The sequence below is a fragment of the Streptomyces sp. NPDC015220 genome, assembly GCF_043079345.1.
Lineage (GTDB): Bacteria > Actinomycetota > Actinomycetes > Streptomycetales > Streptomycetaceae > Streptomyces.
This window is the reverse complement of record NZ_JBIBUK010000008.1, coordinates 199,216-223,447: the sequence shown is the minus strand read 5'-3', so window position 1 is coordinate 223,447 and position 24,232 is coordinate 199,216. Positions and strand designations below refer to the sequence as shown.

Sequence of the window (24,232 nt, the reverse complement as noted above, 5' to 3'; positions counted from 1 at the left end):
CCGCCTCGCTCTCCGGGCCGGGCGGCCGGCGCGATCGCGGGCCGGAACGGGGGCCGGCCGGCGCGAGGCGTGTCGCGGGCGTGCCGGGCGCCGCGTGCCGGCGGACGACCGGGTGGACGGCCGGGTGGACCCGGTGGCCCACGAGCGGATGGCCACCGGGTCCAGGGGCCGGGCAGGCGAAGGGGGAAGGTGGCCTGTCCGGCGTCTGCGGGTACGGCTTGCGACCTCACCAGGGGGACAACGTTGTCCTGGTGATCTACGCATGACTGTACCGCCCCAACCGACAACGATGTCAAGCAAGTTGATCCCGAGCCACTCGTGTGAGGGGGAGTGCGCGCCCGTCGTGCCGGAGCGTGTTCTCCCGCGGTGCCACCGGCGCGCTGCCGTCTTTGGGGCTGGTGCGACCCGTGGTGCGCGGCCCGTCACCGGGGGCGGGCCGTGACGGCCCGCCCCCGGTCACCGCGGACTCGGGTCAGGCCAGCAGCTCCACCTCCGCGAGCGTCGACGCGCCGTCGAACACCAGGCGGTACTTCAGGTACCTGCCCGGCGAGGCGACGGTGAACGGGCGGGTCTGCCTGGCCCAGGCGAAGGACTCGCCGGAGCGCCGGTCCAGCGTCTTCCAGTGCGTGCCGTCGTCCGAGGCCTGGAGGGTCCAGCCGCTCGGGGCCCCGGTGCGGTCCGCGGCCGAGGTCAGGGTGTACTGGACCGCCTTGGTGGCGCCGGTCACCGGAAGGTCCACCGCGGACACCGTGGCGTCCGTCGACGAGGTGTCGTCGAACAGCGCGCCCTCACCCTTCAGGGCGTCGGACCGGGGCGTCGGAGCCTTGTCCCCGGTCGTGATCGACACGGGCGCGGCGTTCTTGCCCGTGCCCCACTTCGACGGCCGCGGACCCATGTCGAACTCCAGGACCCCGCCCTTCGCCAGCAGCGAGTGCGGCAGGTTCGTCGAGTTCCACGCCTTGCCGTTGAAGCGCACGCCCTGCACGTAGACGTTGCGGGCGCTGTTCTTCGGGGCCTTGACGACGAGGTCCCGGCCGTTCTCCAGGTGCACGGTCGCCCGGGTGAACAGCGGGGAGCCTATGGCGTACTCGCCGCTGCCCATGACCAGCGGGTAGAAGCCCAGCGAGGAGAAGAGGTACCACGCCGACTGCTCGCCGTTGTCCTCGTCGCCGTGGTAGCCCTGGCCGATCTCGCTGCCCACGTAGAGCCGGGACAGCACCTCGCGGATCTTCGCCTGCGCCTGCCAGGGCCGGCCGGCCGCGTCGTACATGTAGGTGACATGGTGCGCGACCTGGTTGGAGTGGCCGTACTGGCCCATCCGCACGTCCCGTGCCTCGGTCATCTCGTGGATGACGCCGCCGTAGGAGCCGACGAACTCCGGGGAGGCCGTCTCCGGGGTGGCGAAGTAGGTGTCGAGCTTGTCCGCGAGGCCCTTCTGGCCGCCGTACAGGTTGGCCAGGCCCCGGCTGTCCTGCGGGGCGGTGAAGGCGTAGCCCCAGCCGTCGGTCTCCGTGTAGTCGTAGCCCCACACGCGCGGGTCGTACGTCGCCGAGTCGACCCGCCACTGGCCCTTGGCGTCCCGGCCCTGGAAGAAGCCCGCCTCGGAGTCGAACAGCTTCACGTAGTCCTGGGCCCGGTTGAGGAAGTACCGCGCCTCCTCCTGGTAGTGCTTCTGGCCCGTCTCGCGGTAGAGGGCCTCGCCCATCTTCGCGATGCCGTAGTCGTTGACGTAGCCCTCCATCGCCCACGACAGGCCCTCGCCGGTGGCGGTGCTGGTGTAGCCGAGGAAGGGCGAGGTGCTCATGCCCTTGCGGCCCACGCCCGAGGACGGGGGCACGACCGTGGCGTTCTTCACGGCCGCCTCGTACGCCGCCTTCGCGTCCATGGGGACGCCCTTGACGTAGGCGTCGGCGAAGGCCACGTCCGAGGAGGTGCCGGTCATCAGGTCGGCGTAGCCGGGGGAGGACCAGCGCGAGGTCCAGCCGCCGTCCTTGTACTGCTGCACGAACCCGTCGACCATCTCACCGGCCTGGGTCGGCGTCAGCAGCGAGTACGCCGGCCAGGTGGTGCGGTAGGTGTCCCAGAAGCCGTTGTTGACGTACACCTTGCCGTCGACGATCTTGGCGCCGGTGTGCGTCGGCGTGTCCTGGGCGGGCATCGGGGAGAACGGGGAGGCGTACCGGTACCTGCCGCCGACCTTCTCGTAGCCCGAGTTCGGGTACAGGTACAGGCGGTACATGCTGGAGTACAGCGTGGTCAGCTGGTCGGGCGTGGCGCCCTGGACCTCGACCTTGCCGAGCAGCTGGTCCCAGGTGCGCTGGGCGCGCGTCTTGACGGTGTCGAAGGACGTGCCGTCCGGGATCTCCTGGGCCAGGTTGTCCTTGGCCTGGTCGACGCCGATGAGCGAGGTGGCCAGGCGCAGGGTGACGGTGCGGTCCCGGCCCGCGTCGAAGCGCAGGTACCCCTTGACGCCGTTGGACGACCCGTCCTCGACGGGCCTGTCGAAGACGCCGTACACGAACAGCCGGGTGGCCCCCGTCGACAGTCCGGACTTCACGTCCGAGTAGCCGGTGACGACGCCGTGCTCCTTGTCCAGGGTCAGGCCGGCCTGCTCGGTGACGTTGTCGAACAGGACGCTCGCGTCGTCGCCCGGGTAGGTGAAGCGCAGCGCGGCGGCGTGGTCGGTCGGGGTCATCTCCGCCTTGAGGCCGTTCTCGAAGGTCACCCCGTAGTAGTACGGGCGCGCGGTCTCGTTCTCGTGCCGGAAGGCGAGCGCGCGGGCGGTGCGGCCGGTGTCCGGGGTGCCGGACGCGGCGGACGGCATCAGCTGGAAGGTCTGCCGGTCGCCCATCCAGGGGCTCGGCTCGTGGCTGGCGCTGAACGCCTGGATCGTCGGCAGGTTGTCGTCGTTGTTCGCACGCGCGTATTCGTACAGCCAGCTCAGCGAGGACGCGTTGGTCACCGGCGTCCAGAAGTTGAAGCCGTGCGGCAGCGCGGTGGCCGGGAAGTCGTTGCCGCGCGAGAAGCTGCCGCTGGAGTTGGTGCCGCGGGTGGTCAGCGCGTAGTCGGACAGGTGCGCCCTGGGCTTGTCGGGCGCGGCCCGCTCGATCCGCACGTCGTCCAGCCAGCCGCGGAACTTCGCCGGGCCGGTGGGGGAGTCGTAGGCCAGCAGGATCCGGTCGACGGTCTTGCCGGCCGCGACCGAGCCGATCCGGGAGACGACGCTGTTCCACTGGTTGACGTACAGCGTCTTGGCCGCGCCCTGCGCCTGCGGGCTCAGGCCGAAGCCGTGCTGGTCGGTGGCGCCGAGCCGGCTCAGGTACGTGCCGTCGGTGAAGACCAGGTCGACGGCGACGTCGGTGGCGTCGTAGTCGCGCTCGCCGTCGGCCATCGACGGGTAGAGGAGGTACGACAGCCGCGTGTCACGGTCCACCTTGACATCGACGTCGAAGATCTTGTTGTAGGAGTAAGCGCGGCCCTTGGCGGTGTGCCGGCCGGCGTAGCGCAGCGCCCGCTTGCCCGTGAAGCCCGCGCCCGCCTTCGCGGTCGGCGAGCCGCTCGGGCCGCGGTCCACGAGGGTGAGCATGTCCTGCGGGACCGTGCCGGCGCCGTCGCCCGTGGAGAACTGGACGTCCGCGAGCTGGAGTATGCCCGAGGCGCCGTTGTTCCCCGTCACGTCGAGCCGGAAGTGCTGGTACTCGGCCGGCGCGGCGAGGTCGTACGTCTGCGTCTTGAACCGTTCGGAGAAGGACTCGCCGGAGCGGGTGTCGACGGTCTTCCACTCCTTGCCGTCGGTGGACGCCGAGAGGGTCCAGTCCTTCGGGTCCCGCTCGGCGTAGTCGTTGGCGGACGTGAGGGCGTATCGGGTGATCTTCACGGGCTTGTCGAAGTCGAACTCGGCCCAGCCGGTGGATTCGAACGTCAGCCACTTGGTGCCCGACTCGCCGTCGACGAGGTTCTCCTTGACCTCGCCCGCGCCCGTGTTCTCGCCGCTGGCCCGCACCTGCGTGACGTGGTCGTCCACGTTGCCCGGGATGCCGGCGCTGTAGCCGCCGTCCACCCCCGAGGCCCGCTTGGCTCCGTCCGGCCCGGTGTCGACCGTGCTCAGCCAGTCCGGCGCCGGATCGCCCGACTCGAACGAGGACGCGAACTCCCGGGCGGCCGCGCGTGCCTTGCCGGGCAGGGCGGTCGCCGCCCCCTGGGAACCGACGGCCACGACGAAGGCGGCCGCGAGGACGACCGCCGGGGTCCATCTGTGCCGTGTTCTGCGCTGCATACGAGGGCACCCTCCCTGGTTCCTGCACCGGACAACGTTGTCAAATTCGGCGCAAGCACCAGTAGGGAGTCAAGTGACCTGTGGTGTCAAGGGTGTTGGGTGTGGCATTCGGGCGTGAAGTCCGGGATATTTCAGGCAGTCAAGCCACAGGCGGTTCATATTTCCGTGAGGTCTCAACTCGGAAAAGACCGACAGGGAACCTTGTGTTCGATCTTGCTCCGCCGACCGGAAGTGGACTATACCTGTCGGCGTCCGCGAAGCCGTTCGACCTGACGGCAGCGGTGCCGGGGGGAGCCGGAAAGGTGGTTCGGCGTGCGAAACGCGCGGGCCTCCTTGTTTTCCCAGCGATCCCGGTGGATGACGCACGAAGTACTTCCTGCACTACCCAGCTTGGCCTACCGCGGTGCCGGTCAGGATCCGGTTCACCGCCTGAGTCCTGGAGAAGGCGAGGACTTGCGCATGGGATCCACTTCCACCGAGAACCACGGTGGCGTCGGCCGCCGTGACCTGATCAAGAGGTCCGCGGCCCTCGGTCTGATCTCAGTCCCCACGATGGGCTTCCTGTCCGCGTGCGCCAGCGGCGGCGGCGACGGACAGGACAAGGCCAAGGCGGGCAAGAAGACCGCGAAGAATCCGCTGGGTGTCAATGACACCGCGCAGATGGAATTCGTCCTGTTCGACGGAGGTTTCGGCAAGGAGTACGCCGAGGACGCCACCAAGATCTACCAGAAGGACTTCCCCAAGGCGAAGGTGAAGTTCGCCGCCACGCAGAAGATCCAGTCCACGCTCCAGCCCCGTTTCAACCAGGGCAACCCGCCGGACCTCATCGACAACTCCGGCGCCGAGCAGATGGACATGGGCGTCCTGGTCGGAAAGAACCAGCTGGCGGACCTCACCCCGCTGCTCGACGCGCCCTCCTACGACGACCCGAAGAAGAAGGTCCGCGACACGCTGCGGCCCGGCATCGTGGAGATGGGCCAGTTCGACGGCAAGCCGGTCTGGATCCTCTACTACGCCTACACGGTCTACGGCGTCTGGTACTCGCAGAAGGCCCTGGACTCGCTGGACGAGAAGTACCCGGAGACCTGGGACGAGATGATCAAGGTCTGCCAGAAGGCCCAGAAGAAGGGCATGGCCGGCTGGACCTACGCGGGCAAGTACCCGTACTACCTCCCGTTCTCGCTCTACCCGATGATCGGCAAGGTCGGCGGCCGCGAGGTCCTGGACGCCATCGACAACCTGGAGCCGAACGCCTGGAAGCACCCCGCGGTCAAGGCCTGCTTCGAGGCGTACTACGAGCTCTACAAGAGGGGTTTCATCCTCAAGGGCACTCCCGGCCTGGACCACATCCAGTCGCAGACCGCCTGGGCCAAGGGCAAGGCGCTGTTCATCCCGAACGGCTCCTGGGTGGAGAACGAGTCCGCGAACGTCATCCCGTCCGACTTCGACCTCGCGGTCTCCGCGCCCACCGGCCTGGACGGCAGCGACAAGATGCCGTTCGGCACCATCTGGGCCTCCGGCGGCGAGCCCTTCATCGTCCCGGCCAAGGCGGCCAACGCCGCGGGCGGCATGGAGCAGCTGCGCATCATGCTCAGCGAGGCGTCCTCGAAGAACTTCACGGCCAAGGTGAAGTCGCTGACCGCCTACAACGGCGGCACCACCGGCATCGAACTGACCCCCGGTCTGAAGTCCGGTGTGACGGCGCTGGACAAGGCCGGCTCCAACGTGGTGAACCCGCGTCTGCAGGACTGGTACGTGCAGCTGCAGAAGGAGAAGATCGGTGTGGCCGGTCTCGGCGAGATGATGGCCGGCCGCCTCAGCCCGACGGAGGCCATCAAGAAGATCCAGGGCTTCGCCGACGAGGCCGCCAAGGACACGTCGATCAAGCACTACAAGCACCAGTGAGGGACCGTCACCAGGGACCGCCCGGCGGCCGGACCGGCCGCCGGGCGGTCCCTGGCGGCACCGTCCGCCCTTCAGATCGGGGTCGCTAGCAATGCAGCACGGCAAGTACCGGTTCATCGTGGGGTTCCTGGCACTACCCCTGGGGCTGTACGCGCTCTTCGTCGTCTGGCCGTTCATCCAGTCCATCTACTACTCGTTCACGGACTGGACCGGGCTGAGTCCCGACTTCAAGATGGTCGGGTTCGACAACTACACGAGGATGTTCGACGACGAGATCTTCTGGAAGTCGTTGCAGCACAGTCTGCTGTTCGCCCTGGTGCTCCCGGTGGTGACGCTCGGCCTGGCGCTGTTCTTCGCTTTCATGATCAATGTCGGCGGCCGGCGCAGGAAGGGCGGGCCGGTCATCACCGGTGTCCGCGGCTCCGGCTTCTACAAGATCGTCTACTTCTTCCCGCAGGTACTGTCGATCGCCATCGTCGCGCTGTTGTTCGCTTTCGCGTACAACCCGGACAGTGGCGCGATCAACTCCCTGCTGCGCGGGATCGGGCTCGACGGCGTCCAGCCGCTGTGGCTGGGCGACCCGAACCTCGCCCTGTGGTGCGTGATGGCCGTGCTCGTCTGGTCGACCGTCGGCTTCTTCGTCGTCCTCTTCTCGGCCGGTATGGCCTCCATCCCGGCCGACCTGTACGAGGCCGCGCTGCTGGACGGCGCCAGCCGGTTCACCACCTTCTCCCGGATCACCCTGCCGCTGCTGTGGGACACCGTGCAGTCGGGCTGGGTCTACATGGGCATCCTCGCCCTCGGCGCGGAGTCGTTCGCGGTCGTACAGATCATGACGACCGGACCGGGCGGCCCCGACTACTCGACCACCGTCATGGTCCTGTACGTGTACCAGAAGGCGTTCCGTGACGGTCAGGCCGCCTACGCCACCACGATCGGCGTCGCCCTGCTGGTCGTCACCCTGGCCTTCGCGGCCGTGGTGATGCGGCTGGGCCGGCGCGAGCGGCTGGAGTTCTGACCATGAAAACGACCGAGCCCCCCGCCCCCGTACCGGCCGAGTCCGGCGTCCCCGTCGCCAAGGTCGGCGCCCCGGCCGGCGCCCCGCCCCGGGCGAAGAAGGAGGGCGGTGTCCTCAACGCCTTCTCGCACGGGATCCTGATCATCTGGGCGATCATGGTCGTCATGCCGCTGGTGTGGGCGGTGATGACGTCCTTCAAGAGCGACGGCGCCATCTTCGGCTCGCCCTGGGCGCTGCCCGACAAGCTGCACTTCGACAACTGGGCGCGGGCCTGGAACGACGCCCACATGAGCGAGTACTTCCTCAACACCGTCCTGGTGGTGGGCGGCTCGCTCGTCGGCACCCTGGTGCTCGGCTCGATGGCGGCCTACGTGCTGGCCCGCTTCGACTTCCCGGGCAACCGGTTCATCTACTACCTCTTCGTCGGCGGCATGAGCTTCCCGATCATGCTGGCGCTGGTGCCGTTGTTCTACGTCGTGAACAACATGGGGCTGCTGAACACGATCCACGGCCTGATCCTGGTCTACATCGCCTACTCGCTGCCCTTCACGGTCTTCTTCCTGACCGCGTTCTTCCGCACCCTGCCGGCCTCGGTGGCGGAAGCCGCGTTCGTGGACGGCGCCTCGCACACCCGGACGTTCTTCCAGATCATGCTGCCGATGGCCAAGCCGGGCCTGATCAGCGTGGGGATCTTCAACTTCCTGGGGCAGTGGAACCAGTACATGCTGCCCACCGTGCTCAACACCGACCCGGACAAGCACGTGCTGACCCAGGGGCTGGTCCAGCTCGCCGTCAGCCAGGGCTACAAGGGTGACTGGTCCGGACTCTTCGCCGGCCTGGTGATGGCCATGCTGCCGGTCCTGGCGGCGTACATCGTCTTCCAGCGCCAGGTGGTGCAAGGCCTGACGGCGGGCGCTCTGAAGTAGCCCCCAGGCCTTCCACGGGCCCCTCCGCATCCGAAGCCGCCCCCGTTTTCGCCGGGGGCGGCTTCCGCGCGTCCGCGCGGGGGTTCCCCGGCCCGCGCGGGCGCGGGCGTGCGCCAGGGCCCCGCTCGCGGATCGTCGGTGTGTTCCGCGCCCGGGTTCCGCGGGCCCCGGTGCGGCGGGCCGTCCGGTATGTCCGTGCGCCGGGCGGGCCGCCGGGTGCCCCTACCACGGCCCCGTCGGTGTGTCCAAGTACCCGGAAACGGTTCAACCTCTTGACGGGAGGCAACCCGAACGGCTCATCTTAGAGTTCACTTGTTGGACATGGACGGGGCCTCACCGGAGCGGCCCCGCGCTCAGGAGGTCGTCGTGGAGACTCCAGGGTCGCAGTCATCGCTGCACCGAGCCAACCTGGAGCGGGTCGTACGTGCCGTGCGTCTTGCCGGATCCCTCACCCAGGCGGAGATCGCGCGGACCACGGGTCTGTCCGCGGCGACGGTCTCCAACATCGTGCGGGAACTGAAGGACGGCGGAACAGTACAGGTCACGCCCACGTCGGCGGGCGGCCGCCGGGCGCGCAGCGTGTCCCTGAGCGGGGACGCCGGAATCGTCATCGGCGTGGACTTCGGGCACGCGCACCTGCGGGTCGCGATCGGGAACCTGGCCCACCAGGTGCTGGCCGAGGAGTCCGAGCCGCTCGACGTGGACGCCTCCTGGGTCCAGGGCTTCGACCGGGCGGAGGAGCTGGTCAACCGCCTGATCGCGGCCACCGGGGTGGACCGGGCCAAGGTGGCCGGCGTCGGCCTCGGCGTGCCCGGCCCGATCGACGTTGAGTCCGGCACCCTCGGCTCCACCGCGATCCTGCCGGGCTGGGGCGGCATCAAGCCCGCCGAGGAGCTGCGGGGGCGCCTCGGCGTGCCGGTGCACGTGGACAACGACGCCAACCTCGGCGCCCTGGGCGAGCTGGTCTGGGGCAGCGGGCGCGGGGTGCGCGACCTGGCCTACATCAAGATCGCCAGTGGTGTCGGCGCGGGGCTGGTGATCAACGGGAAGATCTACCGGGGCCCGGGCGGCACGGCGGGCGAGATCGGGCACATCACCCTCGACGAGGCCGGCCCCGTCTGCCGCTGCGGCAACCGCGGCTGCCTGGAGACGTTCACCGCGGCGCGGTACGTCCTGCCGCTGCTCCAGCCCAGCCACGGCACCGACCTGACCATGGAGGGCGTCGTCCGGCTGGCACGGGACGGGGATCCGGGCTGCCGCCGGGTCATCGCCGACGTCGGTCGTCACGTCGGCAGCGGAGTCGCCAATCTCTGCAACCTCCTCAACCCCAGCCGGGTGGTCCTCGGCGGCGATCTCGCCGAGGCCGGCGAGCTGGTGCTCGGGCCGATCAGGGAGTCCGTCGGCCGCTACGCCATCCCCAGTGCGGCGCGTCAACTGTCCATTCTGCCGGGGGCACTTGGCGGACGCGCGGAGGTGCTGGGCGCGCTCGCCCTGGCGTTGAGCGAGATGGGTGATTCGACCCTTTTGGATGGAGCGCTGTCCGCGGCCGCCCCCGCCTTCACTTAGAGAACGGATGGCACCGTTGCCATCTCGTTAAGGATTTACTTCTTGACGTCGCACGTGCGGCCGAGTTGACTTCCAGCCACCTCGGCCGCAACGACGCGGCCTCGTCAGGGAGGTTTGAAGAAGTGAACACGCGTATGCGTCGCGCGGCCTTCGCCGTTGCCGCTGGTGCCATGGCCGTCTCGCTCGCCGCCTGTGGCAGCGCCAAGGAGTCCGGCAGCAAGGACAGCGGTGAGAAGACGAGCACCACGAAGGGCGACGACATCACCGTCGGCCTGCTCCTGCCGGAGAACCAGACGGCCCGTTACGAGAAGTTCGACAAGCCGATCATCGAGAAGCAGATCGCGGAGCTGACCAACGGCAAGGGCAAGGTCGACTACCTCAACGCCAAGCAGGACCCGACCCTCCAGTCGCAGCAGATCGACACGATGATCACCAAGAAGGTCGACGTGCTGATCCTGGACGCGGTCGACTTCAAGGCCGTCGCCCAGGGCGTGAAGAAGGCCAAGGAGGCGGGCATCCCGGTCGTCGCCTACGACCGCCTCGCCGAGGGCCCGATCTCCGCCTACACCTCGTTCGACAACGAGGAGGTCGGCAAGACGCAGGGTGAGGCCCTGCTGAAGGCCCTGGGCGCCAAGGCCAAGTCCGGCAAGATCGTCATGATGAACGGCTCCGTGACCGACCCGAACGCCGCGCAGTTCAAGAAGGGCGCCCACGACGTCCTCGACGGCAAGGTGAACGTCGGCAAGGAGTACGACACCAAGGAGTGGAAGCCGGAGAACGCCAACGCCAACATGGAGGGCGCCATCTCCGCCCTCGGCAAGGACAAGATCGTCGGCGTCTACTCCGCCAACGACGGCATGGCGGGCGGCATCATCACCGCGCTCAAGGGCGCGGGCCTCAAGACCCTTCCCCCGGTCACCGGCCAGGACGCCGAACTCGCGGGCGTGCAGCGCATCGTCACCGGCGAGCAGTACATGAGCGTCTTCAAGTCGTACCCGCAGGAGGCCGAGACCGTCGCCAAGATGGCCGTCTCGATCGCCAAGACCGGCAAGGTCGACGGCTCGCTGAACACGAGCACCGTCGACAGCGGCACCGACAAGGGCATCCCGGCCGTCATCGTCCCCGTCGTCTCGCTGACGAAGGACAACATCAAGGACACGGTCATCAAGCAGGGCTACTACTCGGTCGGCGAGATCTGCACGGCCAAGTACAAGGCCGCCTGCGACAAGATCGGTCTGAACTGACGCGCTCCGGGCCGCCCCAGCGGTGGCCCCGCTGACCTGCACGGGACACCGCGTCCATCGCACGCGCGCACCCGTGTCGGCGCGTCCGGCGCCCTGCCGCCGACAGCCCCGCAGCACAACGGCGGGGCGCCGGACGAACACCCCCCTCACACTTCTTGTTCAACCTCCCGCCGGGGTCAGGCTCAGGCGGCGAAGGAGATGGTTCACGTGTCCGCTACGCCCGTGCTGGCGTTGCGCGGGGTCTCCAAGCGATTCGGTGCCGTCCAGGCGCTCACCGACGTAGAGCTTGAGGTCCACGCCGGAGAGGTGGTCGCCCTCGTCGGCGACAACGGCGCCGGAAAGTCCACCCTTGTCAAGACGATCGCCGGCGTGCACCCCATCGATGACGGTGTCATCGAGTGGGAGGGCAGGCCCGTCACGGTCAGCAGGCCGCACGACTCCCAGAACCTGGGCATCGCGACGGTCTACCAGGACCTCGCCCTGTGCGACAACATCGACGTCGTCGGCAACCTGTTCCTCGGCCGCGAGATCAAGCGCCGCGGCGTGCTGGACGAGGTCGAGATGGAGCGCCGCTCGCGCGAGCTGCTGGACCAGCTCTCGATCCGCATCCCGAGCGTCCGCATCCCGATCGCCTCGCTCTCCGGCGGTCAGCGCCAGGTCGTGGCCATCGCCCGCTCCATGCTCGGCGAGCCCAAGCTGGTCATCCTCGACGAGCCGACGGCCGCCCTCGGCGTCGAGCAGACGGCCCAGGTCCTCGACCTCGTGGAGCGGCTGCGCGAACGCGGCCTCGCGGTCATCCTCATCAGCCACAACATGGCCGATGTGAAGGCCGTCGCCGACAAGGTCGCCGTCCTCCGACTCGGCCGCAACAACGGCGTGTTCGAGGTCGAGACCACCTCGCAGGAAGAGATCATCTCCGCCATCACCGGCGCCACGGACAACGCCGTGACCCGTCGTGCGGCGCGCACCAACGCGGAGGCCCGAAAGTGAGCATCGACAAGACCCAGGCCGCCCCCGTGGACGCGCCCGCCGCCGCAGCCGACGCCGCCCCCGTCACCGACCCCCGCCTCCTCGTGCGCGAGCAGGGATTCGCCGGCTACCTCGGCGAGTTCCAGCGCAAGGTGCGCGCCGGCGACCTCGGCGCCATCCCGGTCGTCATCGGCCTCATCGTCATCTGCGCCATCTTCCAGAGCCTCAACTCGGCCTTCCTCGGCGCGGAGAACCTCAACAACATCTTCGTCGCCATGGTGGCCACCGGCATGATGTCGGTCGGCATCATCTTCGTGCTGCTGCTCGGCGAGATCGACCTGTCGGTCGGCTCCATCTCCGGCGTCTCCTCGGCGATCATGGCCGTGATGAGCGTCACCCACGGCGTCAACGAGTGGCTCGCCGTCGTCAGCGCCCTCGCGGCCGGCGCGGTCATCGGCGCCCTGCACGGCTTCTTCTTCGCCCGGATCGGCGCGCCCGCGTTCGCCGTGACCCTGGCCGGCCTGCTGTTCTGGAACGGCTTCATGCTCCAGATCCTGGGCTCCAACGGCACGATCAACATCGACGGCGACGGTGTGATCGGCAAGCTCACCACGTACTACTTCTCGGACGTGGCCGCCGCCTACCTCCTGGCCGTCGTCGCGGTCGCCGGGTACTTCCTGTCGGCCTTCCTCGGCAACCGCCGCCGCGAGGCCGCGGGCATCCCGTCCCGCCCGCTGAGCGACATCGTGCTGCGCACCGTGCTGCTCGCCATCGCCGCGTTCGCCGTCGCCATCATGTTCAACCAGTACAAGGGCCTGCCGCTCGCGGTGCTGCTCTTCGCGATCGTGCTGGTCGGCACCGACTTCGTGCTGCGCCGCACCGCGTACGGCCGCAAGATCTTCGCCCTCGGCGGCAGCGTCGAGGCCTCCCGCCGCGCCGGTATCAACGTCACCCTGGTCCGTATCTCGGTCTTCGCCATCGCGGGCCTGTTCGCCTCGGTCGGCGGCCTGTTCTGGGCCTCCAAGATCGCGGCCGCCAACCAGGGCGCCGGCGCCGGCGACCTGCTGATGAACGTCATCGCCGCGGCCGTCATCGGCGGCACCAGCCTCTTCGGCGGCCGGGGTCGTACCTGGAACGCGCTGCTCGGTGTGCTCGTGATCACGTCGATCCAGTACGGTCTCGCCCTCCAGGGCATCGCCACCCCGATCCAGTACATGATCACCGGTGGTGTGCTCCTCGCCACGGTCGTCATCGACTCGATCACCCGCAAGACCCAGAAGTCGGCCGGCCGCGCCTGAGCGCTCCCGGCACCGCACGGCCCTGCCCGGCACCCACGACGGTGCCGGGCACAGCCGTGCCTGAACCGGGGTCCCGCGGGGTACAGCCGTTCGCGTGACCTAAGACCCACCGCCCGGACACCGGCCGCCGAGGCGGAACATTAGACTCGACAAGCCCGCCGAAAGCTCGATCAGCTCTACTGCAAGGAGGCACGGGTGCCGCTGCTGACCCGCATCAGGGGACCGCGCGATCTGGACCGGCTCAGCATGGAGGAGCTGGACCAGCTGGCGGAGGAGATCCGGACCTTCCTGGTCGACGCCGTCTCCAAGACCGGCGGTCACCTCGGCCCCAACCTCGGTGTGGTGGAGCTGACCATCGCCCTGCACCGGGTCTTCCACTCGCCCACGGACAAGGTGCTGTGGGACACCGGCCACCAGTCCTACGTGCACAAGCTGCTCACGGGCCGCCAGGACTTCTCCAAGCTGAAGATGAAGGGCGGCCTGTCCGGTTACCCCTCCCAGGCCGAGTCCGAGCACGACGTCATCGAGAACAGCCACGCCTCCACCGTCCTCGGCTGGGCGGACGGCATCGCCAAGGCCAACCAGATCCTCGAACGCGACGCCCACGTCGTCGCGGTCATCGGCGACGGCGCCCTGACCGGCGGCATGGCCTGGGAGGCCCTCAACAACATCGCCGACGCCAAGGACCGTCCGCTCGTCATCGTCGTCAACGACAACGAGCGCTCCTACGCGCCCACCATCGGCGGCCTCGCCAACCACCTCGCCACCCTGCGCACCACCGACGGCTACGAGCGCTTCCTCGCCCGCACCCGGGAGGTGCTGGAGCGCACCCCGGTCGTCGGCCGGCCCCTGTACGAGACGCTGCACGGCGCCAAGAAGGGCCTGAAGGACTTCATCGCCCCGCAGGGCATGTTCGAGGACCTGGGCCTGAAGTACGTCGGCCCGATCGACGGCCACGACATCGAGGCACTGGAGTCCGCGCTCACCCGCGCCAAGCGCTTCGGCGGCCCGGTCATCGTGCACTGCCTCACCGAGAAGGGCCGCGGCTACCAGCCCGCCTTGCAGGACGAGGCGGACCGCTTCCACGCCGTCGGCAAGATCCACCCCGACACGGGTCTGCCCATCGCCACCTCCGGCGCCGACTGGACGTCCGTCTTCGGCGAGGAGATGGTCAAGCTCGGCAAGGAGCGCAAGGACATCGTGGCCATCACCGCGGCCATGCTCCAGCCGGTCGGCCTCGACAAGTTCGCCAAGGCCTTCCCCGCCCGGGTCTACGACGTCGGGATCGCCGAGCAGCACGGCGCCGTCTCCGCGGCCGGCCTCGCCCACGGCGGACTGCACCCGGTCTTCGCCGTGTACGCCACCTTCCTCAACCGCGCCTTCGACCAGGTGCTGATGGACGTCGCCCTGCACAAGTGCGGCGTCACCTTCGTCCTGGACCGGGCCGGTGTCACCGGCACCGACGGCGCCTCCCACAACGGCATGTGGGACATGTCCATCCTCCAGGTCGTCCCCGGCCTGCGCCTGGCCGCCCCGCGCGACGCCGACCAGGTCCGCGCCCAGCTCCGCGAGGCCGTCGAGGTGGACGACGCCCCGACCGTGGTCCGCTTCTCCAAGGGCGCCGTCGGTCCCGCCGTACCCGCCGTGGGCCGCGTCGGCGGGATGGACGTCCTGCGCGAGCCCGGTACCGGCACCCCCGACGTGCTGCTCGTCTCCGTCGGCGCGCTCGCCCCGATGTGCCTGGAGATCGCCGCGCTCCTCGACAAGCAGGGCATCTCCACCACCGTCGTCGACCCGCGCTGGGTCAAGCCCGTCGACGAGGCCATGGCCCCGCTCGCGGAACGGCACCGCGTGGTCGTCACCGTCGAGGACAACTCCCGCGCCGGCGGAGTGGGCTCGGCCATCGCCCAGGCGCTGCGCGACGCGGGCGTCGACGTGCCGCTGCGCGACTTCGGCATCCCGCCGCGCTTCCTCGACCACGCCTCCCGCGCCGAGGTCATGGCGGAGATCGGGCTCACCGCGCCCGACATCGCCCGTCAGGTCACCGGCCTGGTCGCCAGGCTCGACGGCCGGTTCGAACGCACGGCCGCCGAGGTGGACCAGGCGGTGCAGCCCGCGCGCGACTGAGCGGACCACCCCGGTCGCACACCCGCCGGACCGGCCCGGTCCCGCCGCCTCCCACAGGTGGCGGAACCGGGCCGCCTGCGTGAACCTGCCAGTGCGGGGGCAGACGCATCCCCAGCCCTCTCGATCATGTCGAGCCATGTCGAGGACGACGCGCGTGGGAGGTAGGCCCGTGAGCAATTCGCTGTTCCGGACGAAGAACGTCGAACAGTCGATCAAGGACACCGAGGAACCCGAGCACGCGCTGCGCAAGTCCCTCTCCGCCCTCGACCTGACCGTCTTCGGTGTCGGCGTCATCATCGGCACCGGCATCTTCGTCCTGACCGGCACGGCGGCCAGGAACACCGCCGGCCCCGCCGTGTCGATCTCCTTCGTCGTGGCGGGCGTGGTCTGCGCGCTCGCCGCGCTCTGCTACGCCGAGTTCGCCGCCACCGTCCCCGTCGCCGGATCGGCGTACACCTTCTCCTACTCCTCGCTCGGCGAGTTCCCCGCCTGGATCATCGGCTGGGACCTGGTGCTGGAGCTGGCGCTCGGCACGGCGGTGGTGTCCGTCGGCTGGTCCGGCTACATCCACTCGCTGCTCGACAACGCGGGCTGGCACCTGCCCCAGTACCTCGGCGGCCGGGACGCCGCGACCGGGTTCGGCTTCGACGTCCTCGCCGCCGCCCTCGTCCTGGTCCTCACGGCCATCCTCGTCGTCGGCATGAAGCTGTCCGCACGGGTCACCTCGGTCGTCGTCGCGGTCAAGGTGGCCGTCGTCCTCGTCGTGATCATCGCTGGCGCCTTCTTCGTCAAGAGCGGCAACTACGACCCGTTCGTCCCCAAGGCGCAGCCGGTGCCGGCGGGCGGCACCCTCAAGGCCCCCCTCATCCAGCTCATGTTCGGCTGGGCGCCCTCCGACTTCGGCGTCATGGGCATCTTCACCGCCGCCTCCGTGGTCTTCTTCGCCTTCATCGGCTTCGACGTCGTGGCGACCGCCGCCGAGGAGACCCGCAACCCGCAGCGCGACGTGCCGCGTGGCATCCTCGGCTCACTGGTCATCTGCACCGCGCTGTACGTCGCCGTGTCGATCGTCGTGACGGGCATGCAGAAGTACAGCTCACTGTCGGTGGACGCGCCGCTCGCCGACGCGTTCAAGTCCACCGGCCACCCCTGGTTCGCCGGCCTGATCAGCTTCGGCGCCGCCATCGGCCTGACCACGGTGTGCATGATCCTCCTGCTGGGCCAGTCGCGGGTCTTCTTCGCGATGAGCCGAGACGGTCTGCTGCCCCGCTTCTTCTCCCACACCCACCCGCGCTTCCGCACCCCCTACCGCCCGACCATCCTGCTCGGCGTGGTCATCGCCGTCGTCGCGGGCTTCACCAGCCTGAGCGTGCTGGCCGAGCTGGTGAACATCGGCACGCTGTTCGCCTTCGTGGTCGTCGCGATCAGCGTGATCATCCTCCGCAACACCCGCCCCGACCTGCCCCGGGCCTTCCGCGCTCCCTGGGTGCCGGTCCTCCCGATCCTGTCGGTCTGCGCCTCCCTGTGGCTGATGCTCAATCTGCCCGCCGAGACCTGGGTGCGGTTCGCCATCTGGATGGCGATCGGCTTCGTCGTCTACTTCCTCTACGGCCGCTCGCACAGCCGCCTCGCACCGGCCCGGCCGGCGGCGGGCGGGGCGCCGGGCACGGGCGGCGGGGGCGGGACCTAGCCCGCTCGCCGCCCGTTCCCGCGGCGCCCCGGCCCGTCAGCCGCGAACCGCCCGTGGGCCGGTGACCTCGGCGCCCAGTTCCGTGACCCGGCGCCGCAGCTCCCGGTCGGCCGTCACCACCACCACCGGCCGGTCGCCGGCCCGCTCGACCAGTTCGACGACACGGTCGTCCCCGCTGCCCGGCGCCGCCTCGACCCGTACCCCGGGGACCGGCTCGACCCCGCGGGCCGCGCCCTCCACCACGAGGACCAGCTCCACCGGCCCGGGGCACTCCGGCAGACCGGCCTCCGCGTACGCCACCAGCCGGTCGCGCAGCCGCTCGGCGGCCCCGCGCCGGTCGCGCCACCAGCCGTCGGGCACCGAACCGACGACGTTCGCCCCGTCCACGACGAGCAGCGGCGGCCGGGCCGCCGCGTCGCCCTCTCCCGAGGGCGTGCCGCCGTCCGCGTGCGCCGTCATGCGCTCCGTCCTGCCCGGGTCCTGATCATCCACGGCCCCAGGGTCCCACGAACCGGACCGCCGGCGGCGCGGTCACCGATCGGCCCCCGGCGGCCGGGACGGACCGGGAGCCGACGGCGGCGGGCTGCCGGGTGATCGGTGCGGATCCGGCGCCGGTCGGCCGATCTGCCGGGCGGCCGGTCACCGGTTGCCGACGGGGAGCCGGCTGCGGGCCGCCGACCGCCCGGTGGTGGGCGCGGGCCGGGGGCCGGGGCAGGGAGCGCTGTCGGCGCCGCGTAAAGTGAACCGGTGAACGGCGATTGGCTCATACGCGGCCGCGACGGCCTGCTCAGCGTCTATCTCCCCTCGGGCGACTCCCTCCTGTGCCGGGCCGAGCGGTGGCCCGGCGGCCCCTGGGACGCACCGCGCCCGGTGGGAGGGGAAATGAAGCTCCACCCGGCGTCCGCCGTGGGACAGGGCGCCGACCGCTACGCCCATCTGGTCTGCTGGCGGCCCACCGCGCCCGGCGAGGCGGCCCTGGTGCACTCCACGCACTTCCGTCCCCGGCTCGCGGCCCTGGACTGGCACCCCGTCGGACACCCCAACAAGAAGGGCGACCGCACCAGCTCGCCCGCCGTGGCGGTCGACGCCAAGGGACGCGCCCACGTCTTCGTCCGCAACAGGGGCGGCGGGGTGAGCATGGTGGCCCAGGAGGAGAAGGGCGGCTGGGCGCCCTGGTGCGACCTGAAGGGCCGTGACGTCCAGGAGCACCTGACCGCGGTCACGGGCGAGTCCGGCCGGGTGGAGCTGTACGCGGCGGTGCCCGGCGGCCTGCTGCACTGGCGCCAGACGGAGCCGGGCGGCCGGCCGGTCATGGGGGAGCGGATGGAGACCTCGGTCCGGCCCGGCACCCTGCGCGCCCTGGCCACCTCCGCCGAGGACACCACCCTCTTCTACACCGACGACTCCGGCGACGTGTGCGCCTGGCGCCCCGGCGGCAAGCCGGTCACCCTGCTGCCCGCCGCCGGCCCCGGCCCGGTGGCCGCGATCCGCTGCGAACTCGACGGCTACGACTGCACGTTGCTGGCCCAGCGTTCGGCGGCCGGCCGGGTGGCCTTCGCCGCCTATCCCACGCGGGAGGAGTCGGCGGGCGCCTGGTGGACCGAGTCGGGACCGCAACTCCCGGTGGACGCCCGGGTGTCCCTCGTCATGGACGGCAACGGCCGTGTCACCGCGGTGTCGTCCTCCCCCGCGACCGGTCAGCTCCTGCTCACCCGCCGCAAGGAGGAACCGGGGCTGGCGCTGGAGGCCTGGCGGGAGGTGTGAGCCCGGCGCCTCCCGCGCCGACGCCGGCCTGGGGCCGGCGGGCGGGCCGGGAGGCGAACGGACGGCTCGGCACGGAGGGCCCCCGCGCACCGCGGGGACCCTCCGTGCCGGTCGGGGAGCGTTACGCCGGAACCGACGCCACGCCCGGCTCCAGGAACCGCTTGCCGTTCACCCGCTCCGAGACGCCCTCACGGTCCAGGTACGGCGTGATGCCGCCCAGGTGGAAGGGCCAGCCGGCGCCGGTGATCAGGCACAGGTCGATGTCCTGGGCCTCGGCGACGACGCCCTCGTCGAGCATCAGGCCGATCTCCTGGGCCACCGCGTCCAGGACACGGGCGCGGACCTCCTCCTGGGTCAGGACGGTGTCGCCCTGCTTCAGCAGCGCGGCGACCTCCGGGTCCAGCTCGGGCTTGCCGCTGTCGTAGACGTAGAAGCCGCGTTTGCCGGCCTCGACGACCGCCTTGAGGTTGGGGGAGACCGTGAAGCGGTCCGGGAACGCCTTGTTGAGGGTCTCCGAGACGTGCAGGCCGATCGCCGGGCCGACCAGTTCCAGGAGGACCAGCGGCGACATGGGCAGGCCGAGCGGCTCGACCGCCTGCTCGGCGACCTCGACCGGGGTGCCCTCGTCGATGACGTTCTGGATCTCGCCCATGAAGCGGGTCAGGATGCGGTTCACGACGAACGCCGGGGCGTCCTTGACCAGGACCGCGGTCTTCTTCAGCTTCTTGGCCACCGCGAAGGCGGTCGCCAGCGAGGCGTCGTCCGTCCGCTCGCCCCGGACGATCTCCAGCAGCGGGAGGACGGCGACCGGGTTGAAGAAGTGGAAGCCGACGACCCGCTCGGGGTGCTTCAGCTTGGCCGCCATCTCCGACACGGAGAGGGAGGAGGTGTTCGTGGCGAGGACTGCGTGCGCCGGGGCGACCGCCTCGACCTCCGCGAACACCTTCTGCTTGACGCCCATCTCCTCGAACACGGCTTCGATGATGAAGTCGGCGTCCGCGAAGCCCTCGGCCTTGTCCAGGACGCCGGAGACCAGCGCCTTCAGGCGGTTGGCCTTGTCCTGGTTGATCCGGCCCTTGCCCAGCAGCTTGTCGATCTCGGCGTGGACGTAGCCCACGCCCTTGTCGACGCGCTCCTGGTCGATGTCGGTGAGGACGACCGGCACCTCGAGGCGGCGCAGGAAGAGCAGGGCGAGCTGGGAGGCCATCAGGCCCGCGCCGACCACGCCGACCTTGGTCACCGGGCGGGCGAGGTTCTTGTCCGGGGCGCCCGCCGGGCGCTTGCCGCGCTTCTGGACGAGGTTGAACGAGTAGATGCCGGCGCGCAGTTCACCGCCCATGATCAGGTCGGCGAGGGCCTGGTCCTCGGCGTCGAAGCCCTGCTGGAGGTCGCCGTTCCTGGCGGCGGCGATGATGTCCAGGGCGCGGTAGGCGGCCGGGGCCGCGCCGTGCACCTTGGAGTCGGCGATGAACCGGCCGCGCGCGACGGCCTGGTCCCAGCCCTCACCGCGGTCGATCGCCGGGCGCTCGACGGCGATCTCGCCCTTGAGGACCGCCGCCGTCCAGATCAGCGACTGCTCCAGGAAGTCCGCGCCCTCGAAGATCGCGTCGGCGATGCCGAGCTCGTAGACCTGCGCGCCCTTGAGCTGCCTGTTCTGGTTGAGGCTGTTCTCGATGATGACCGAGACGGCCTTGTCCGCGCCGATCAGGTTCGGCAGCAGCGTGCAGCCGCCCCAGCCGGGGACCAGGCCGAGGAAGACCTCGGGGAGGGAGAACGCCGGAAGGGCCGCGGACACCGTGCGGTAGGCGCAGTGCAGGCCGATCTCGACGCCGCCGCCCATCGCCGCGCCGTTGTAGTAGGCGAAGGTGGGGACGGCGAGCTTCGACAGCCGCTTGAAGACCTCGTGGCCGCCCTTGCCGATGGCCAGCGCGTGGTCGTGCCGCTTGAGCAGCTCGACGCCCTTCAGGTCGGCGCCGACCGCGAAGATGAACGGCTTGCCGGTGACGCCGACGCCGACGATGTCGCCGTCCGCGGCCTCCTTCTCGACCTGGTCGATCGCGGCGTCGATGTTGGCCAGCGACTGCGGGCCGAGCGTGGTCGGCTTGGTGTGGTCGTGACCGTTGTCGAGGGTGATCAGCGCGAAGCGCCCGGCGCCCAGCGGCAGGTCGAAGTGGCGTACGTGCGCCTGCGTGACGACCTCGCCGGGGAACAGCTCGGCCGCACCCTTCAGCAGCTCTGCGGTGGTGCTCACTTGTCCCCCTCGAAGTGCGGGTTCTCCCAGATGACCGTCGCGCCCATGCCGAAGCCGACGCACATGGTGGTCAGGCCGTAGCGGACCTGCGGCTGCTCCTCGAACTGGCGGGCGAGCTGCGTCATCAGACGGACGCCGGAGGAGGCCAGCGGGTGGCCGAAGGCGATGGCGCCGCCGTACTGGTTGACGCGCTCGTCGTCGTCCGCGATGCCGTAGTGGTCGAGGAAGGCCAGGACCTGGACGGCGAACGCCTCGTTGATCTCGAACAGGCCGATGTCGGAAATGGACAGGCCGGCCTTGGCCAGCGCCTTCTCCGTGGCGGGGATCGGGCCGTAGCCCATGACCTCCGGCTCCACGCCGGCGAAGGCGTAGGAGACCAGGCGCATCTTGACCGGAAGGCCGTTCTCGCGGGCGAACTCCTCGCTCGCGATGACCGAGGCGGTGGCGCCGTCGTTGAGACCGGCCGCGTTGCCCGCGGTGACCCGGCCGTGCACGCGGAACGGCGTCTTCAGGCCGGCCAGGTTCTCCAGGGTGGTGCCCGGGCGCATCGGCTCGTCGGCCGTGACCAGACCCCAGCCGGTCTCGCCGGCGTCGGGGCTGGTGCGGCGCACCGAGATCGGCACCAGGTCCTGCTGGATCTTGCCGTTGGCGTACGCCTTGGCGGCCTTCTCCTGCGAACGCACCGCGTACTCGTCGGCGCGCAGCTTGGTGATCCGCGGGTAGCGGTCGTGCAGGTTCTCCGCGGTCATGCCCATGAACAGGGCCGACTCGTCGACCAGCTTCTCGCTGACGAACCGCGGGTTGGGGTCGACGCCCTCGCCCATCGGGTGGCGGCCCATGTGCTCGACGCCGCCCGCGATGGCGACGTCGTACGCGCCGAAGGCGATGGAGCCGGAGACCGTGGTGACGGCGGTCAGCGCGCCCGCGCACATGCGGTCGATGGAGTAGCCGGGGACCGAGGTGGGCAGACCGGCGAGGATACCGGCCGTGCGGCCGATGGTCAGCCCCTGGTCGCCGATCTGCGTGGTCGCGGCCACGGCGACCTCGTCGACCTTCTTCGGGTCGAGACCGGGGTTGCGGCGCAGCAGCTCCCGGATCGCCTTCACGACGAGGTCGTCGGCGCGGGTCTCGTGGTAGATGCCCTTCGGGCCCGCCTTGCCGAACGGGGTGCGGACGCCGTCGACGAAGACGACGTCCCTGACGGTACGAGGCACGATGGCTCTCCTCCAGGGTGCGGGATGGCACTGCTGCGATGCGCAACGCTGAGCGCGCGCTCAGTCCTCATGCTACTCACGGGTAATGTAACTGCCCAGTCCCCCCGCCCCAAGCGTTGAACGTCACACGTTCCGGTGCCCCGGCACGGCCTGTCCGCAACACCGGGGCCCGCCACTGGGTTCGGGGCCGGCCGGCCCGAGCCGAACGGAGGAGTCCGCGGCCGGCGATCTGGCCGGAAAGCTCCGCCGAGAGGCGTGGCGGCGCCCGGTGCGGTGCGTGGCGAGGCGGAGCGTCGCCCTCGTACCGGATGGACCGGGGTGCTCGCGACGACGCGGTGTGGGACGCTCCCGGCCGAAGGCCGGGGGGAGCGCCGTGCCGCGTCGTCGCGAGCCGGTGAACCCTCCCGGTCGCGGAGCTAGCCGCCCTGGACCGTGAGGGCCTCCACCAGCACCGGCGTCACCTGCTCCACCTGCCACGGGCGCGCGCCGTGTCCGGCCAGCGCGGCCGCGACCGACTCGGTGTCGGCGCCCTTCGGCGGCTCCCAGCACAGCCGCCGCACCGTGTCCGGCGAGATCAGGTTCTCCTGCGGCATGTTCAGCCGTTCCGCCAGTGCGGTGACGGCGGCGCGGGCGGCCGACAGCCGGGCCGCGGCAACGGGGTCCTTGTCGGCCCACGCCCGCGGCGGCGGGGGGCCGGTCACCGGCTGCCCCGGCTGCGGCAGCGCCGACTCCGACAGGGCGCGGGCCCGGTCCACCGCCGCCTGCCACTGCTCCAGCTGACGGCGGCCCGTCCGGTGTCCGAAACCGTTCAGCGCGGCGAGCGCGTGCACGTTGGGCGGAAGGGAGAGCGCGGCCTCCACTATGGCCGCGTCCGGCAGCACCTTGCCCGGTGACACGTCCCGTCGCTGGGCGATCCGGTCCCGGGTCTCCCACAGCTCCCGCACGACGGCGAGCTGCCGCCTGCGCCGCACCTTGTGCATCCCCGACGTGCGGCGCCAGGGCTCCTTGCGGGGCTCGGACGGCGGCGCCGAGGCGATGGCGTGGAACTCCTGCAGGGCCCACTCCAGCTTGCCCTGCCGGTCCAGCTCCTTCTCCAGCGCGTCGCGCAGGTCGACGAGGAGCTCCACGTCGAGGGCGGCGTAGCGCAGCCAGGGCTCGGGCAGCGGCCGGGTGGACCAGTCCACGGCGGAATGGCCCTTCTCCAGCACGAAGCCGAGCACGTTCTCGACCATGGCGCCGAGACCGACCCGGGGGAACCCGGCGAGCCGGCCGGCCAGCTCCGTGTCGAACAGGCTGGTGGGCACCATGCCTATCTCGCGCAGGCAGGGCAGGTCCTGGGTGGCGGCGTGCAGCACCCATTCGACGCCGGACAGCGCCTCGCCGAGGCCGGACAGGTCGGGGCAGGCGACGGGGTCGATCAGCGCGGTCCCGGCGCCCTCGCGGCGCAGCTGGACCAGATAGGCGCGCTGGCCGTAGCGGTAGCCGGAGGCGCGCTCGGCGTCGACGGCGACGGGGCCGGAGCCCGCGGCGAACGCGTCGACCACCCGGGCGAGCGAGGCCGCGTCGGCGATCACGGGCGGAATGCCCTCACGTGGTTCGAGCAATGGGATCGGCGCCCCGATATCAGAAGTTCCGCCATCGTCCGGAGGGGCGCCTCCGGTGGTTCGCAGTGAGCTGTCTGCTGCGGTTTCTTGGGCGTCGGTCACCTGTCAAGGGTATCCGTGGATGGACGGCGCCCGCCGACGAAACGTTCCGTCGACGGGCGCCGAGGGGTCGTAAACCGGTCAGGTCCGCGACACGTCCGGTTCACGGCCAGTACGGGGGGACGGGCCGGCGCTTCACGGGGACGGCGCGCGGCGGGGACGGTCGACGGGACGGCGGCGTTCGGGTGACGGGACGGCGTCCGGGTGACGGGCGGGCGGTGGAGCACTCGGGGGAACGGACTGCGTGGGAGTCGGCAGGGGGTCGGCGAAGGGGCGGCGAA

Annotated in this window: 15 protein-coding genes; 10 read left to right on the top strand and 5 right to left on the bottom strand. The window is 70.5% G+C overall.

Going from position 1 to position 24,232, the window contains the following annotated elements:
- Window positions 1-472 precede the first annotated feature (472 nt).
- Window positions 473-4,276 carry a GH92 family glycosyl hydrolase gene (locus tag ACF061_RS19135; RefSeq protein ID WP_392268061.1) on the bottom strand — a complete coding sequence of 1,268 codons (3,804 nt, stop codon included), beginning with the start codon at window positions 4,274-4,276 and terminating at the stop codon, window positions 473-475.
- A gap of 459 nt (window positions 4,277-4,735) precedes the next feature.
- Here ACF061_RS19135 and ngcE point away from each other — a divergent pair, with 459 nt between their 5' ends.
- From ngcE to ACF061_RS19090, 9 genes are all read left to right on the top strand, one after another.
- A complete protein-coding gene (ngcE, locus tag ACF061_RS19130; RefSeq protein WP_392268060.1) occupies window positions 4,736-6,181 on the top strand; it encodes an N-acetylglucosamine/diacetylchitobiose ABC transporter substrate-binding protein in 1,446 nt (481 codons plus the stop codon).
- 91 nt (window positions 6,182-6,272) lie between these two features.
- On the top strand, window positions 6,273-7,199 hold the full coding sequence (locus ACF061_RS19125; protein WP_392268059.1) for a carbohydrate ABC transporter permease: 927 nt from the start codon (window positions 6,273-6,275) through the stop codon (window positions 7,197-7,199).
- A 2-nt stretch (window positions 7,200-7,201) separates the two neighbouring features.
- A complete protein-coding gene (locus tag ACF061_RS19120; RefSeq protein ID WP_392268058.1) occupies window positions 7,202-8,125 on the top strand; it encodes a carbohydrate ABC transporter permease in 924 nt (307 codons plus the stop codon).
- A 366-nt stretch (window positions 8,126-8,491) separates the two neighbouring features.
- Window positions 8,492-9,691, top strand: coding sequence for an ROK family protein (locus tag ACF061_RS19115; RefSeq protein ID WP_392268057.1), 1,200 nt, complete (start codon window positions 8,492-8,494; stop codon window positions 9,689-9,691).
- Window positions 9,692-9,813: 122 nt separating this feature from the next.
- The gene (locus ACF061_RS19110; protein WP_392268056.1) at window positions 9,814-10,935 is read left to right on the top strand and encodes a sugar ABC transporter substrate-binding protein; all 1,122 of its coding nucleotides are present in this window, start codon (window positions 9,814-9,816) and stop codon (window positions 10,933-10,935) included.
- 198 nt (window positions 10,936-11,133) lie between these two features.
- The gene (locus ACF061_RS19105) at window positions 11,134-11,925 is read left to right on the top strand and encodes an ATP-binding cassette domain-containing protein (protein ID WP_392268055.1); all 792 of its coding nucleotides are present in this window, start codon (window positions 11,134-11,136) and stop codon (window positions 11,923-11,925) included.
- Window positions 11,922-13,202 (top strand): sugar ABC transporter permease, encoded by a 1,281-nt coding sequence (locus tag ACF061_RS19100; RefSeq protein WP_392268054.1) that lies wholly within the window; start codon window positions 11,922-11,924, stop codon window positions 13,200-13,202. Before ACF061_RS19105 ends, ACF061_RS19100 begins: the two co-directional genes overlap by 4 nt.
- A gap of 195 nt (window positions 13,203-13,397) precedes the next feature.
- Window positions 13,398-15,329 (top strand): 1-deoxy-D-xylulose-5-phosphate synthase, encoded by a 1,932-nt coding sequence (gene dxs / locus ACF061_RS19095; RefSeq protein ID WP_392268053.1) that lies wholly within the window; start codon window positions 13,398-13,400, stop codon window positions 15,327-15,329.
- Between the two features lie 169 nt (window positions 15,330-15,498).
- A complete protein-coding gene (locus tag ACF061_RS19090; protein WP_392268052.1) occupies window positions 15,499-17,019 on the top strand; it encodes an amino acid permease in 1,521 nt (506 codons plus the stop codon).
- A gap of 36 nt (window positions 17,020-17,055) precedes the next feature.
- Here the strand turns inward: ACF061_RS19090 and ACF061_RS19085 are convergent, their stop codons facing one another.
- Window positions 17,056-17,478, bottom strand: a complete 423-nt coding sequence (locus ACF061_RS19085) for an NTP pyrophosphohydrolase (RefSeq protein ID WP_392268130.1) — start codon at window positions 17,476-17,478, stop codon at window positions 17,056-17,058.
- A 288-nt stretch (window positions 17,479-17,766) separates the two neighbouring features.
- Between ACF061_RS19085 and ACF061_RS19080 the strand changes: the two genes are divergently transcribed.
- Window positions 17,767-18,783 carry a hypothetical protein gene (locus tag ACF061_RS19080; RefSeq protein WP_392268051.1) on the top strand — a complete coding sequence of 339 codons (1,017 nt, stop codon included), beginning with the start codon at window positions 17,767-17,769 and terminating at the stop codon, window positions 18,781-18,783.
- Window positions 18,784-18,904: 121 nt separating this feature from the next.
- Here ACF061_RS19080 and ACF061_RS19075 read toward each other — a convergent pair whose 3' ends face one another.
- The 3 genes from ACF061_RS19075 to ACF061_RS19065 form a co-directional block, all read right to left on the bottom strand.
- Window positions 18,905-21,034 carry a 3-hydroxyacyl-CoA dehydrogenase NAD-binding domain-containing protein gene (locus ACF061_RS19075; protein WP_392268050.1) on the bottom strand — a complete coding sequence of 710 codons (2,130 nt, stop codon included), beginning with the start codon at window positions 21,032-21,034 and terminating at the stop codon, window positions 18,905-18,907.
- Window positions 21,031-22,248 carry a thiolase family protein gene (locus ACF061_RS19070; RefSeq protein WP_392268049.1) on the bottom strand — a complete coding sequence of 406 codons (1,218 nt, stop codon included), beginning with the start codon at window positions 22,246-22,248 and terminating at the stop codon, window positions 21,031-21,033. The genes ACF061_RS19075 and ACF061_RS19070 overlap by 4 nt, the downstream gene beginning before the upstream one ends.
- Window positions 22,249-22,664: 416 nt before the next feature.
- Window positions 22,665-23,954 carry an HRDC domain-containing protein gene (locus tag ACF061_RS19065; RefSeq protein ID WP_392268048.1) on the bottom strand — a complete coding sequence of 430 codons (1,290 nt, stop codon included), beginning with the start codon at window positions 23,952-23,954 and terminating at the stop codon, window positions 22,665-22,667.
- Window positions 23,955-24,232: the final 278 nt, after the last annotated feature.